The 13,557-nt window shown below is 63.7% G+C and carries 15 protein-coding genes; 9 read left to right on the top strand and 6 right to left on the bottom strand.

Features of this window, described 5'->3' with window-relative positions; translation table 11 throughout:
- The first annotated feature begins 193 nt into the window (after positions 1-193).
- Complete coding sequence (locus JT720_RS13555) at positions 194-1,336, top strand: site-specific DNA-methyltransferase (RefSeq protein WP_205481832.1); 1,143 nt, start codon at positions 194-196, stop codon at positions 1,334-1,336.
- Complete coding sequence (gene folP / locus JT720_RS13550) at positions 1,333-2,415, top strand: dihydropteroate synthase (protein WP_205481831.1); 1,083 nt, start codon at positions 1,333-1,335, stop codon at positions 2,413-2,415. Before JT720_RS13555 ends, folP begins: the two co-directional genes overlap by 4 nt.
- Here folP and JT720_RS13545 read toward each other — a convergent pair.
- The 3 genes from JT720_RS13545 to JT720_RS13535 are packed head-to-tail and all read right to left on the bottom strand — an operon-like array spanning position 2,412 to position 5,373.
- Positions 2,412-3,152, bottom strand: coding sequence for an SDR family NAD(P)-dependent oxidoreductase (locus JT720_RS13545; protein ID WP_205481830.1), 741 nt, complete (start codon positions 3,150-3,152; stop codon positions 2,412-2,414). The two genes, folP and JT720_RS13545, sit on opposite strands and share 4 nt — an antisense overlap.
- Before the next feature lie 9 nt (positions 3,153-3,161).
- Positions 3,162-3,917: a phosphodiester glycosidase family protein gene (locus JT720_RS13540; RefSeq protein WP_272873220.1), complete on the bottom strand. Its 756-nt coding sequence runs from the start codon at positions 3,915-3,917 to the stop codon at positions 3,162-3,164.
- Positions 3,918-3,936: 19 nt separating this feature from the next.
- On the bottom strand, positions 3,937-5,373 hold the full coding sequence (locus JT720_RS13535) for a sigma-54-dependent transcriptional regulator (RefSeq protein WP_205481828.1): 1,437 nt from the start codon (positions 5,371-5,373) through the stop codon (positions 3,937-3,939).
- A gap of 106 nt (positions 5,374-5,479) precedes the next feature.
- Between JT720_RS13535 and JT720_RS13530 the strand changes: the two genes are divergently transcribed.
- The 3 genes from JT720_RS13530 to JT720_RS13520 are packed head-to-tail and all read left to right on the top strand — an operon-like array spanning position 5,480 to position 7,138.
- Positions 5,480-5,632 (top strand): hypothetical protein, encoded by a 153-nt coding sequence (locus JT720_RS13530; RefSeq protein WP_205481827.1) that lies wholly within the window; start codon positions 5,480-5,482, stop codon positions 5,630-5,632.
- A gap of 9 nt (positions 5,633-5,641) precedes the next feature.
- Entirely contained in the window at positions 5,642-6,769 is a 1,128-nt protein-coding gene (locus tag JT720_RS13525; protein WP_205481826.1) for an NAD(P) transhydrogenase subunit alpha, read from the top strand.
- 3 nt (positions 6,770-6,772) lie between these two features.
- Positions 6,773-7,138, top strand: a complete 366-nt coding sequence (locus JT720_RS13520) for a PH domain-containing protein (RefSeq protein ID WP_205481825.1) — start codon at positions 6,773-6,775, stop codon at positions 7,136-7,138.
- Here the strand turns inward: JT720_RS13520 and JT720_RS13515 are convergent, their stop codons facing one another.
- The 3 genes from JT720_RS13515 to JT720_RS13505 form a co-directional block, all read right to left on the bottom strand.
- Complete coding sequence (locus tag JT720_RS13515) at positions 7,139-7,606, bottom strand: YbaK/EbsC family protein (RefSeq protein ID WP_205481824.1); 468 nt, start codon at positions 7,604-7,606, stop codon at positions 7,139-7,141.
- 1 nt (position 7,607) lies between these two features.
- On the bottom strand, positions 7,608-8,024 hold the full coding sequence (locus JT720_RS13510) for a secondary thiamine-phosphate synthase enzyme YjbQ (protein WP_205481823.1): 417 nt from the start codon (positions 8,022-8,024) through the stop codon (positions 7,608-7,610).
- Positions 8,025-8,287: 263 nt separating this feature from the next.
- Positions 8,288-10,582: a putative bifunctional diguanylate cyclase/phosphodiesterase gene (locus JT720_RS13505; RefSeq protein WP_205481822.1), complete on the bottom strand. Its 2,295-nt coding sequence runs from the start codon at positions 10,580-10,582 to the stop codon at positions 8,288-8,290.
- 250 nt (positions 10,583-10,832) lie between these two features.
- Between JT720_RS13505 and JT720_RS13500 the strand changes: the two genes are divergently transcribed.
- The 4 genes from JT720_RS13500 (at position 10,833) to JT720_RS13485 (ending at position 13,556) form a co-directional block, all read left to right on the top strand.
- Positions 10,833-11,120 carry a proton-translocating transhydrogenase family protein gene (locus JT720_RS13500; protein ID WP_205481821.1) on the top strand — a complete coding sequence of 96 codons (288 nt, stop codon included), beginning with the start codon at positions 10,833-10,835 and terminating at the stop codon, positions 11,118-11,120.
- A 53-nt stretch (positions 11,121-11,173) separates the two neighbouring features.
- Positions 11,174-12,610: an NAD(P)(+) transhydrogenase (Re/Si-specific) subunit beta gene (locus JT720_RS13495; RefSeq protein ID WP_205481865.1), complete on the top strand. Its 1,437-nt coding sequence runs from the start codon at positions 11,174-11,176 to the stop codon at positions 12,608-12,610.
- A complete protein-coding gene (locus tag JT720_RS13490; RefSeq protein WP_205481820.1) occupies positions 12,610-12,747 on the top strand; it encodes a hypothetical protein in 138 nt (45 codons plus the stop codon). Before JT720_RS13495 ends, JT720_RS13490 begins: the two co-directional genes overlap by 1 nt.
- An 89-nt stretch (positions 12,748-12,836) precedes the next feature.
- A complete protein-coding gene (locus JT720_RS13485) occupies positions 12,837-13,556 on the top strand; it encodes an aspartate/glutamate racemase family protein (protein ID WP_205481819.1) in 720 nt (239 codons plus the stop codon).
- The last annotated feature ends 1 nt before the right edge of the window (position 13,557 follow it).

The raw sequence follows: 13,557 nt of genomic DNA, 5'->3' as shown, positions 1-13,557 counted from the left end.
CCACGATGCGAGTCCTTTGAGTCACACCACCACGTCTTGAGTCCTCGTCTGCGGAACGGACTCAATATCTTGTGCCTGGGACGAGCCGGACTCCTTCCGTTCCGCCGACCCTCCAAGCCGTGTTAACCCTTCTTCTGTTGACCGCGAGTCCCGTCGGACTCACCGTGATGCTCCAAACGGGGGCAAGGAACAGATGAACCTCATCGTACCGATCAGGGAGGAGACCGGCCGCGCGCGGCCGACCGGGAAACGCCTGCCGAAGCGGGAGTTGCCCCTGGACCAGATCCTCATGGGCGATTGCATTGCGGAGATGGCGAAGCTGCCGGACCGCTCCGTCGACATGATCTTCGCCGATCCGCCCTACAACCTCCAGCTCGGCGGCGACCTGTTTCGCCCGGAGGGCGGCCGGGTCGATGCGGTGGACGACGCCTGGGACAAGTTCGACAGCCTTGCGGTCTACGACGATTTCACTCGCGAATGGCTGGCCGAGGCTCGGCGGATCCTGAAGGACGACGGCACAATCTGGGTGATCGGGTCGTACCACAACATCTATCGCGTCGGGTCGCTGCTGCAGGATGCAGACTTCTGGATCCTCAATGACATCGTCTGGCGCAAGTCGAACCCGATGCCGAACTTCCGCGGCACGCGTTTCACCAACGCTCACGAAACGCTGATCTGGTGCGCCAAGGACGAGAAGGCGCGCTACACCTTCAACTACCGCGCGATGAAGGCGCTGAACGACGACCTGCAGATGCGCTCCGACTGGGTGCTGCCGATCTGCAGCGGGTCCGAGCGCCTGAAGGGGGACGACGGCAACAAGGCGCATCCGACCCAGAAGCCGGAGTCGCTCCTCTACCGGATCCTGCTGGCCTGCACGAAACCGGGTGACGTGGTCCTGGACCCCTTCTTCGGCACCGGCACGACGGGCGCGGTCGCGCGCCGCCTCGGCCGCAAGTGGATCGGGATTGAGCGGGAACGCGCTTATGTGAAGGTGGCCCGGGAGCGGATCGATTCCACGCTGCCGCTCGACGAAAGCGCGATGACGACCGTGCCCGACAAGCGCAGCCAACCAAGGGTCGCATTTGGGCTGCTTGTCGAGAGCGGAATGATCGAGCCCGGGACCTTGGTCACGGATTCCAAGCGTCGCTGGACCGCCAAGGTGGGAGCCGACGGATCGCTCAGCTGCGAGGGCAAGACGGGTTCGATCCACAAGATCGGCGCGACGCTTCAGGGTGCGCCGTCCTGCAACGGATGGACCTTCTGGCACGTGGAGGTCGACGGAGCCCTGCAGCCGCTCGACACTCTCCGGCAGAGGCATCTCGCCGACCTCGCATGACGGTGCGGAGGATCTTGCGCCCGACCGGCTTTGTGGACGCTCCGTTCGGGCATGATGGCAAGGTTGCGCGGCTTGCCGGGGGGCTGAACTGGTTCGCCCAAGTCGAAATCATGTCCGTCGATGGGGATGGGCCGAGTGCCACCGAGCTCGTGGCGGTCGAGGCTCTCGCCGACCGTCTGGATAACGACATGGCGGCGCAATGGGATGCTCTCACCCGTCCGCGGCCGGCCCTGCAACTCGGCGAGCGAACGATCCGTCTCGACCAGCCGCAGGTGATGGCCATCCTCAACGCAACTCCCGACAGCTTCTCGGATGGAGGGCAGTACGGCTCCCCAGAAGAGGCCGTGCGGGCAGGCTTCGGCGCAGCAGAGGGAGGCGCCGCCATCATCGACGTGGGGGGAGAGAGCACGCGACCCGGAGCACGTCCGGTCTGGGAAGGTGATGAGATCGAGCGTGTGGTGCCGCTGGTCCGGCAACTGGCAGCAGGCGGATCGGCCGTGTCCATCGACACGCGCAAGGCCGTCGTCATGGAGCAGGCAATCGCCGCCGGGGCCCGGCTCGTGAACGACGTTTCGGCACTGACCTGGGACCACCGCGCCGCTGAAGTGGTCGCGGCGAGAGGTGTTCCAGTCGTCCTGATGCATCACCAGGGCAAACCCGAGACCATGCAGGACAACCCGACCTACCCGCGTGGGGCCGTGGTCGAGGTGTGGTTATGGCTGGAAAGCCGGATCGCTGCGGCCATCGAGGCCGGCATCCCGCGCGAGAACATCCTGGTCGACCCCGGCATTGGCTTTGGCAAGTCGGTGGCTCACAATTTGGAGCTGATGAACGGACTCGCTTCCTTGCACGGGCTGGGCTGCCCCGTTGTATTGGGCGCCAGCCGCAAGCGCACGATCGGTGCGCTTCACAACGAAGCATCAGCGGACCGGCGCCTGGGCGGCAGCATCGCCTTTACCTTCAAGGCCGCGGAGCAGGGCGCCCAGATCGTTCGCGTGCACGATATTTACGAGACCGTGCAAGCTCTGAAGGTCTGGCGAGGACTGCGGGATCAGGCGCTCACGCCTCGCCTGTCCTAGAGCAGATAACCGCCGTCGCTGAGGAGGACGGACCCGGTCATGGTCCCGGCCGTTTCGTTCGAGAGCAAAAAGGCAATCTGCGCAGCGATCTCTTCCGGTTTAGCGAATCGGCCGAGGGGAGTTCCCATGCTCGCGATCTCGGCGAAGGCGGCTTCCCGGCCGATCTCGGAGCTGCGGTGCTGGAACTCTTCGCTTTCCCAGATCGAGGTTTCCACACCTCCTGGCGCTATGGCGTTGACCCGAATCTTCCGCTCCGCGACCTCCTTTGCCGCCACGCGGGCAAGTTGGATCAGTCCGGCTTTCGACGCGGCATAGGCCCCGATGCCTTTCTCGGCCTTGAAGCCGGCTGCTGACGCGACACACACGACGGAGCCGCCGTGCCGCATCGCCCGGAGACTCGCCTGCAGGCTGAGGAACGCGCCGTCGAGATTGGTCGAAAGGACCCGCCGCCATCCCTCGAAGGGCATTTCGGAGACTGGTCCGACTCCCGCAACTCCAGCGTTCACGACTGCGTGATCGAGCTCGCGCAGTGGCAGCTTCGCCCACAACCCGGGATCGCCAACGTCGCCATCTACCCGAAGCGTCTCACAAGGCAGATCAATAGCGTCCAGCGCCCGAGCGCCCCGATCAACCAGGATGAGCCGCCCCGCGCCATGTTCAGCCAAGTGGCGGGCGGTCGCAAGCCCAATGCCTGAGGCGGCGCCGGTGATAAGGGTGGAGGTGCCGGAGAAATGCATGGATCCGCTTTAGCGCCTGCGAAAGGCGACCACCATTGGGCCAAGCTCTGCATGGTTGTCGCGCCGGCCGTTCCGTGGGTCCCAAAGTGAACTCACTGCGCCGTCGAAGTAGAGCGCCTCCCGTGCGCCAAGCCGGTCGCGGAAATAACGGGCGATCTTGCCGAATGACACTGGCTCTTCGCTGATGACGAAAGCGGGGGTGCCGTCCGCCGCGATACCAACACCATTGCGATAGTGCCGGCTCTCTCCGTCCGGAACGAAGCTAGGATGGAGCTTGCCGTTCATGAGCAGCATGGGTCCGGACTGGCTAGCGAAGGCGACATCCCGGACATCGCGAAGCTTGCCGGTTTCCACGACAGCGGCAATCCCGTTCTTGCCAACCAGAAAGACCCCGTTTGGCAGCAGGTGGAAGTTCCCCCGCCCCCGCCGTCGGTTGATCGCCTTCAACTCGCGTCCTTGTTCGATCACCAGGCCAATCGGCCGGCCCTCATCATCGAACATTCCCGCATTCATGGCGAAGAGGACGTTCGAAGAGCGGCTGCCAAGTGCTTGTTCGAGCGCCGCAAATGACCGGTAAGGTGCGCCACTGGCGGGAGCGGAGTGGATTTCTAGGATCGCGTCCTTTCTCGCGCAGAGCGTAAGGCGGCTGCCCTCGAAAAGCTCGCTTCGACACGGTGAAGGCGGGCTCCTGACACCGCTGTCCGCCGTCTGCGGGTCGCTGCAAGAAACTAGGGACAGAACAAGCAGGACAAGAATGCGGTCCATCCTTGAACCATTGCTTCGCTCAGTGACCGTTGTCGATGCCGAGTTCCGCTAGCTTCCGGTACAAGGTCGACCGGCCAATACCCAGGCGGCGGGCGACCTCCGTCATCTTCCCGCGATAATGACCGATGGCCAGCCGAATCACATCTCCTTCGATCTGATCGAGCGGGCGGAGGTGGCCTTCGGAGTCGAACAGCGTGATGGAAGGAGAGCCGGCGAGCGCAGCGTCGCTTGACGCTTTGCTGATCTCCGGCGCGAAATCCTCCGCCCGCTGGCTGAAGCGGGACTGAATCGCAATGTGCGGGAAGTCTTCCGCCGTGAGCGCCGAACCCTGACATTGCAGGGCCGCGCGGAACAGCACGTTCGAAAGCTGGCGCACGTTTCCTGGCCAGCCGTACCGCATCAGCACGGACAACGCATCGTTGCCGATCGAGAGGGGACGGATACCTGGCTGCCCTGCGATGCGGGCGAGAAGATGGCGCGCAAGGGCGGGAATATCGCTGCTGCGCTCGCGCAAGGAAGGGAGAGTGACGGTGGTCGCGGCAAGACGCTCGCTTAGACCCGAATGAAAATCGGATGGAAGCGGCTGCGATGACGTCGCGATGACGCGCACGTCGACCGAGTTGCTGCCGTTGCACCCGACCGGCCGGACCTCACCGGTAGCGAGAACCCGATCGAGGGCCTCCTGAGTCGGCTTGGGAAGGAAGTTGACCTCGTCGAGGAGCAGCGTGCCGCCATCGGCTTCGACCATCTTGCCGACCCGCTCGGCAAATGCGCCGGCAAATGCGCCCGCCACATGACCAAAAAGCTCGCTGTCGATGATGTTCGCTGCCACGGCCTTGCAGTCGACCTGCAGCAGCGGTCCCCGGGCTCGTGGCGAAGCCGCATGGATGGCCCGTGCCATGGTTTCCTTGCCGGTGCCTGCCTCGCCAACGATGAGCATCGGCAGCCGGCTGCGGGCAGCCTTGGCGGCCACGGCCAGCGCCGCGCGGAACTCCGGAGCGGCGCCGATCAATTCCTCCAATGCCAGGTTGGGCGCCAGCTTCTCACTGAGAGGAGCAAGCTCACCGGACGCTCGGCGCCGATCGCCATTCACCGCCAGCGCTTCCACCAGCCGCTCCGAAGCCACCGGCTTGGCTAGGAAGTCCGTGGCCCCGGCGCGCATCGCCTCGACCGCATGGCCGACCGAGCCGCCGTCAGCCAGAACGATGATCGGGAGCCCGGGGCGATTGGACCGAAGGCTCCGCACGATCGCCGGGCCCTTGCTGCTGTCCCACGCGCCGATCAGCACCGCCTTGATCTCGTGGCCGTTGGGGCCGGCCAGCAGTTCGACCGCATCGGTCAGGCTGGGCGCACCGATGGTGCTCCATCCCGCTCTTGAGGCCGTCGAGGACACGATCCGCCGCTCGCCCGGATCGGCGTCGATGAGCAGCAGGAACTTGACCGTATCGGCGCGCATGGCGCCTTGTAGCGCGCGGCGGGTAAATTCTGTCTTAAAGCGGGACTTGGGTAGGCTGCACTTGCTTGTTATGAGGCATCAAACGACAACGCCTCAGGGGAGCCTCATGGCCGGCAATCAGGTCAACAACAACGACGGCGGACCAGTGGACTTCAAGTCCCACGCCCGCGATTACGAGCGCATGATCGCGTTGCTGAAGTGGGGCGCGGTTGCAGCGCTGATCGTCGGCTTGCTCGTGCTGATCATCATCAGCAATTAAAGCTTACCGTTGCAGATCGGTATCCTGAAGGAGACGGCGCCCGGCGAGACCCGGGTAGCTGCCATTCCGGAAACCGTGAAGAAATTCAGCACGCTTGGGGCCACGGTTGTCGTGGAGTCGGGCGCGGGTCTGCAGGCTGGGGTTGCGGACGAAGAGTATCTTTCCGTTGGTGCCAAGGTCGGGTCCCGCGAAACGGTGCTGGCGGGTGCAGACGCGATCCTGTGCATCTCCGGACCGCAAGCCTCGAATCTGCACGGGCTGAAGTCTGGGGCACTGCTGATCGGAGCCCTCGATCCTGTCCGCCGCGGCGATGCCGTCGCCGATTATGCTCAGGCCGGCTACGAGGCGCTCGCCATGGAATGGATGCCCCGGATCACGCGGGCGCAGTCCATGGATATCCTGTCGAGCCAGTCCAACCTTGCCGGGTACAAGGCGGTCATCGACGCGGCCGCGGTGTATGGCCGTGCATTCCCAATGATGATGACCGCGGCGGGTACCGTCAGCGCGGCGCGGGTGTTCGTGATGGGGGTTGGAGTGGCCGGACTGCAGGCCATTGCGACGGCCCGACGGTTGGGAGCACAGGTCAGCGCCACCGACGTCCGCTCCGCAACCCGTGAGCAGATCCTCTCACTGGGCGCCAAGCCCATTTTCGTTGAGAACGTCGCGGGTATCGAAGGCGAGGGGCAGGGCGGCTACGCCTCGGAAACCTCCGAGGAATACCAGCGGGCTCAGGCGGAGCTCGTGTCCGCGCACATCGCCAAGCAGGATATCGTCATCACCACGGCCCTGATCCCAGGGCGTCCAGCTCCACGCCTGATCTCCGACGCACAGCTTGCCAGCATGCGGGCGGGGAGCGTGGTGGTCGATCTGGCCGCGGACGCCGGCGGCAACGTGGAAGGAACGATCGCTGGAGAGCAGGTCCAGCGGCACGGGGTGACGATCCTCGGCGCGTCCAATCTGGCACGCGGCCTTGCGGCGGACGCCTCCGCATTGTTCAGCCGCAACCTCTACAACTTCCTTGCTGCCTTCTGGGACGCGGATAAGGGCCGCCCCGTCTTCCCGGACGACGACGAAATCGTTCAAGCGGTTCGCCTGACCTGCGGTGGTTCCATCGTCTCCGAGCGCCTCAAAGGCTGAGCGATGGGCCTGTTCGCCGCCACGGAAATCGGTACCTCCGAGATTGAGAAGCGCTACCGCGCGCTGCTGCTCGACGGGGAGCAGGTCATGGCGGCATTCCGTACGGTGCGGGACATCGCGTTTCTGACAAGCGAGCGGCTGTGCCTGGTCAACGTGCAGGGCCTGACCGGCAAGAAGGTAGCGATCCAGTCGATCCCATTCCGATCCATCACTCGCTTCAGCCTTGAGACGGCGGGCACCTTCGACCTGGATGCAGACATGCACCTGTGGCTCGCCGGGACCCATGAACCGCTCGAGATCAAGATCGGCCGGGGCAGCAACCTGACGGAAATCCAGCGCATCCTCGCCAAGGGAGTCCTGCGGCGCTGATCAGCCGGGAACGGTACAGACATCCACCCAGTGGGCACCGACGAGTTCCGCCAGCCGCGTCGGAGTGATTTCGACGGAGGCGTTGCGTGAACCTGCCGCGGGATAGACCTGGTCAAAGGCGCGAAGGCTGACATCGCAGTAGATGGGAAGGGGCAACGTGAGGCCGAACGGGCAAACTCCTCCAACCGGATGCCCCGTCGCCTCCAGCGTCTCCTCCGCGCCCAGCATGCGGGGGCGTCCTCCCAAAGCCATCTTGCACTTCCCATTGTCCAGCCGCGCGTCGCCGCGAGTGACGAGCAGCAGGATCGTTTCCTTCACCCTGATGCTCAGCGTCTTGGCAATGCGGCCCGGTTCCACGTTTAGTGCTATCGCGGCGTCCGCGACCGTCGCTGTACTTGCGTGAGCCTCGATGATCCGGAGGTCGGGCGCACACGCCGCCAGGAATGTCCGGACACTCTCCAGGCTCATCTCACTCGCCGATCAAATGAAGAACGATCTGCCGCGGTGAGGGCTGCCGCCGGTGTTCGAAGAGGTAGATGCCCTGCCAATTGCCGAGCATCAGGTGGCCGCCCGAGATCGGAACAGACAACTGTGTGTTCGTCAGCGCGGCCCGAAGGTGCGCGGGCATGTCGTCGGGACCTTCGTCATCATGCTCGTAGCCCGCACTCTCCGGAGCAATGTGCGCAAAGTAGCGTTCGAGATCCCGCCGAGCCGCTGGCGCAGCATTCTCCTGAATGAGTAGGGAGGCCGACGTGTGCCGGCAGAAGAGCGTCAGGAGACCGTCACCGATCGCCTGTTCCGCTAACCATGATTCGACCTGATGCGAGATGTCCAGCAGGCCCGACCCTCGTGCCGTGATCGAAAGGACATGCATGGCTTGCTTCATGTTGGAAGCCTTAGTGACAAACGAAATGCGCGCCAACCGAAGGTCAGCGCGCATCGTTAAGTCGCTGTTTTACAGCAGGAAGCCAGTTCGTAACTAGCTTCCGCGGGCTATTTTAGCCGCGGCCCGAGGTGCTGGCCCAACCGCCGCCCAGAAGCCAACTCCAGAGTCCTCCACCCACGCTACGTCTCCCTGTTACAACAGCGAATCGGTGCTGCTGAAGGGGACGTTAACCCTAATCGTTATGGTTAGCAAACGATTAGACTTCAGGCGACGCGCTTCTCCTGCCGAACTGCAAGGCGGGCGACGAGTTCGCGAATCCCCATCGGCCGACCCACCACGAAGCCCTGCACGAGGTCGCAGTCGAGTTTCTGGAGCTCTTCAAAGACTTGGCGGTCCTCCACGCCTTCCGCGATCACCTTGCGCCCCAGGGAATGCGCAAGTGCGATCGTGGATTGAACCATGATCAGATCGGACCGGTTCACCCGCATGGAGCGCACGAAGCTCTGATCGATCTTGATCTCGTCGGCCGGAACCTTCTTGAGATAGTCCAGCGTCGACAGCCCGGTTCCGTAATCGTCGATGGCGAGACGCACACCAAGCACCTTGAGGCGGTCGAGAAGTGCGATGGCGTTGTCCGCCTCCGTGATGGCGGCAGTCTCAGTGAGTTCCAGGGTAAGCAGGCCGGGCGCGAGTCCGTGGATCTTGAGCATCCGCTCAACCCGATCGACTAGACTCCAGTCCGTCAGCAGGCGGGCTGACAAGTTGACTGCAATCCCGAACTGCGTGCCACGGCGGTTGATCGCCGCTGCGGACGAGATCGCGCGATCCAAGACGAAGTCTGTGAGCTTCGTGATCCGGCCATGAGCCTCCGCCGCCGCCACGAACTCGGAGGGACTGATGGGGCCCTTCTCCGGATGGGTCCATCGGGCCAGCGCCTCTGCACCTACGATCTGATTCGTGCGAAGGTCCAGTTGCGGCTGATACGCAAGCCACACCTCGCCATTGTCGATAGCCGCGTCCAGCTGGCTCAGGAGCGAGAGCCGCCAGCTGACCTCTTCTTCACGCGCCGGATCGTGCAGCTTCCAGCGGAGGCCTTCAGCCCATGCTTCGTCGGCCGCGACGAGTGCGCTACCCAGACGATTTGTGAGGGCTCGCTCGCTGCCCATCTCGGCGCCAAAGCTGATTGCCACATCGATGCTCCGGCCGCCGGCGCTGACCGGAGCGCGGAACAGGGCGTGCAATGCCTCCAGGTGATGAGCCAGATTGACCTCGCCATCGATGAGCCAGGAGAAAATGCCCTCATCTCCCTGGAACACAGTCTGGCTGGCTTGAGCCACGCTCAGACGGTCGGCAATGGAGCGAACAAGGTCCTGCTCCTCGGCTTCGTTGAGAGTCGAGGCGATCTCCGCGTAATTGTGCACGCGTGCAGCAATCAGGGCTCGTTCGCTGCTGTTCCGCTGTGCCCTGAGAGCCTCAAGATTGGGGAGTCCTGTCAGCGTGTTCGTAAGCCCGCGCTCCCGCCAGCGGCGCCAGCCGATCCGGCCCCCGACCACCAGTAGTGCGAAGATGGACGGAACGACGTCAACGAAGATCAGCTCGCGCTCAAGCAGTATCGGCGCAGCCAGAAGGGTCAGCCCGGTACCGATGATCAGGATGTCTCTGCTCCGGCCGGATCGCAGACAGGCGAACCCGATGATCAGCAGGGTTGTCATGAGCGGCGCCAACCAGCCCAGATCGACCGGGTACCCCTTTTTCAGCGTCTCCGCACCTAGGATGGCGACGTAGGCTCCGCCCATGCGACCCCTACCCGGGATCCAGAACTGATCCCCGAGCTGCTCGGCCGTCTGCCCGATCACCACCACCTTGCCGCGCATGAAGTCAGCTGGGATGCGGTTCTTCAGGACCTCGCTTGCGGGTATCCGGGGAACCGACGTGGGGTCGATGGAATAGTCCACCCGGAACACGCCGCTGCGCGCGGGCTTCTCGGCCATTAGGACCGCGAAGGAAGGAATTTCCCGGTCGCTGAAAGAGAGGCTGTAGGGCAGCCGGAGGATGGCGTGCTGGTAGTTGTACCAGGACGAGGCCGTTCCCAGCACTGCGTGTTGCCGGAAGAGCGGATGGGGCAGCGCCTCCAGATTTTTGCTGCTGCCGTCCGGCCCCAGCCGCTTCCGCGCGGGCAGGATGACTCTGCCGAATCGCTTCAGCGAAGCTGCGAGGGCCGCATCCTCCTTCGGGTTACTGGGATTGTCGTAGATCGTGTCCGCGACGATCTGACGCGCGCCCAGTTCAGCCGCCTTGTCGATCAGCTTGGCCTGCGTCGATCGGGGCCAAGGCCATTCCCCCACCTCGCGCAGGCTTTGCTCATCGATCGAGATCAGGACGATGTCGCCGCTCGCCTTCTGGGGATGGAGACCGTTGCGCACGGTGCGGAGTGCATTCTCGAAGCCCTCCTGAGCTCCGATGGCCCCGAAGATCAGCGACAGAACAGCTGCCAGCAAAAGCAGCTTCAGCGGCCGTTCTGGTCGCGGGGTGCCGGCTTTGGTCGGATCAGAGCGCATCTCAATGCAACTCATAGGAGGAAAAAGGTTATAAAATCGGAAACCTCGTTTCATTGAACGACTGATCGGAGCGGGGTCTGAACGCCTCTGTCCTACTGCATGGTTCCTGTGCCATGCTGCCCGCCGTGAGTTCGAGAAACGATCAGCCATTCGGTTTTGGCCTGCCGAGGCGGGCCATGAGTGCCGCGGCGATTCTGCGCCACGATCGTGAACATTGGGAACATTCGCACACCGCGGAGGCAAGGAGCTGATGGACTTTCTTTCGATCCTGTCGATCTTCGTGCTGGCCTGCTTTGTCGGCTACTATGTCGTTTGGTCGGTGACGCCGGCCCTCCACACACCCCTGATGGCAGTCACAAACGCGATTTCCTCGGTGATCATCGTCGGCGCCCTGATCGCCGCGGCGGCAGCCGGGAGTCCGGGAGCGAAGTGGCTGGGGCTTCTCGCGGTGGTCCTGGCGAGCATCAACATCTTCGGCGGGTTCGCCGTGACCCAGCGAATGCTCGCCATGTACCGCAAGAAAGAGCGTCGCTCGTGACCATGGCACAGCACCCCGACCTCATCATGTCTATTGCGGGCCCTGACGCCACCATGCTGGCTGGGCCGAACCCCGGGGTGGAAGCGGCCACGCACAGCCAGCCGGCTTGGGTGGTGCTCGCCTACCTGATCGCGGGTGTGTGCTTCATCCTGGCGCTCCGCAGACTTTCCAGTCCCGAGACCAGTCGGCGCGGCAACCGGCTCGGCATGGTCGGCATGGCAATTGCGGTGGTCATTACCCTCGCAGTGCACGACATCGCCAGTCTGCTGGAGATCTCCGTCGCGATTGCGATCGGCGCGGTGATCGGTCTCACCACGGCAAGGCGGATTCAAATGACCGCGATGCCGCAGCTGGTGGCCGCATTCCACTCATTGGTTGGACTCGCTGCCGTGCTGGTGGGAGCCGCGGCATTCCTGAACCCGGATGCGTTCGGCATCCTGGGCGACGAAGGCATTCACACCGTGAGCCGGGTAGAGATGGCGCTCGGCGTCGCGATTGGCGCGATCACGTTCTCTGGGTCGGTTATCGCCTTCCTGAAGCTGAACGGCAACATGAGCGGGGCACCAATCCTGCTGCCGGGCCGGCATGTCCTGAACATAGCGACACTGGCCGGCATCCTGGGCTTGGTTGCTTATTTCACCCTCGACCAGAGCCCGTGGGTTTTCTGGACGGTGACGGCCTTGAGCTTCGTGATCGGCTTCCTGCTGATCATTCCGATCGGGGGCGCCGACATGCCGGTCGTCGTCTCGATGCTGAACAGCTATTCCGGCTGGGCGGCCGCCGCGATGGGCTTCACGCTTGGCAACAGCGCGATGATCATCACGGGCGCGCTGGTCGGCAGTTCGGGCGCCATCCTCAGCTACATCATGTGCCGCGCCATGAACCGAAGCTTCATCTCCGTCATTGCAGGGGGTTTCGGCGGCGATGCAGCGGCCAGCGGTGGCGCAGCGGTCATCAACCGACCCTATCGGCGAGGTTCCGCGGAGGACGCCGCCTTCCTGATGAAGCAGGCCGAGCAGGTCATCATTGTGCCCGGCTACGGCATGGCGGTTGCGCAGGCCCAGCATGTGCTGCGGGAGATGGGCGACCTGCTCAAGAAGGAGGGGGTCAGGGTCAAATATGCGATCCACCCGGTTGCGGGTCGGATGCCCGGGCACATGAACGTGCTGCTGGCAGAAGCGAACGTCCCGTATGACGAAGTCTTCGAGCTGGAGGACATCAACAGCGAGTTCGCGCAGACCGACGTGGCTTTCGTCATCGGCGCCAACGACGTCACCAATCCGGCTGCGAAGACCGACAAGAGCTCGCCAATCTTCGGAATGCCCATCCTGGACGTGGAGAAGGCCCGCACCGTGCTGTTCGTGAAGCGCTCCATGGGAGGAGCCGGCTATGCGGGTGTCGATAACGAGCTGTTCTATCGCGATAACACCATGATGCTCCTCGCGGATGCCAAGAAGATGGTCGAAGAGATCGTGAAGGCACTGGCCTGATGGCCCCCAGCGCGTTGCCAGGATCATACGGCCGGAGAGACATCGTCGCGGCTGCAAAACTTTCCGTCGCACGCCGCAACCTGTCCCTTGCCGACATCGCAAAGATGGTTGAAGAGGTGGCCGACCGCCATTGCTAATGGCCTGAATCGACAGTTGCTTCTGGGTTAAAGCCCCCAGCCGGACTCGCCCGGTCGGGGGATGTATCGGGTTAGGGGAAGGCAAGACATTGCGTAAGCTCGGGATCATCGGCGGGGCCAGCTGGTCCTCCACGGCGCTCTACTACGATCACATCAACCGGGGTGTCGCATCGCGCCTCGGCGGCCTGCACAGCGCTCGGCTCGTGCTCGAAAGCCTCGACTGTGAAGACGACTATGCGCGCTTCCATCGCGTCGGTGATTGGGAGGGCGGGGAGAAGATCATCGTCGCCACTGCCGAGCGCTTGAAGGCCGCGGGCGCGGACGGCCTCCTGCTTGGCTCCAACACCATGCACAAGCATTACGATGCCGTCGCGTCGGCCGTTGGAATCCCGGTTCTGCACATCGCTGACGCCGCAGCGGAGCGGCTCGCGAAGGACGGCGTGCGCAGCGTTGCGCTCCTGGGAACCCGCTTCACAATGTCAGAGCCCTTCGCTCGCGAGCGCTACGAGCGTCGGAGCATTCAGCTCGCCTCCATCGAGCAGCCGTGGATGCAGGAGGTCGACCGGATCATCTACGAGGAACTGGCCGCTGGGCGCGTGGTCCGTGACAGCCAGCGAAAGCTCAAGACCTTGATCACGGAGCTCGCGAAGAAGCGCATCCAGGCGATCGTGCTTGGCTGCACCGAGTTGGTCTTGGCCGTCGACGTCCGTGCCAACGTGCTTCCGGTTTATGATACCACGGCCATTCACGCCCGTGCCGCAGTCGATTGGATGCTTGGCGATGCGGAACAGGCACGCGCCGCCGCCTGAG

The organism is Sphingomonas arenae (assembly GCF_016924655.1).
GTDB classification, from domain to species: Bacteria; Pseudomonadota; Alphaproteobacteria; order Sphingomonadales; family Sphingomonadaceae; genus Sphingomicrobium; species Sphingomicrobium arenae.
Note: the sequence above shows the minus strand (reverse complement) of the source record. Positions and strands in the feature narration are given on the sequence as shown.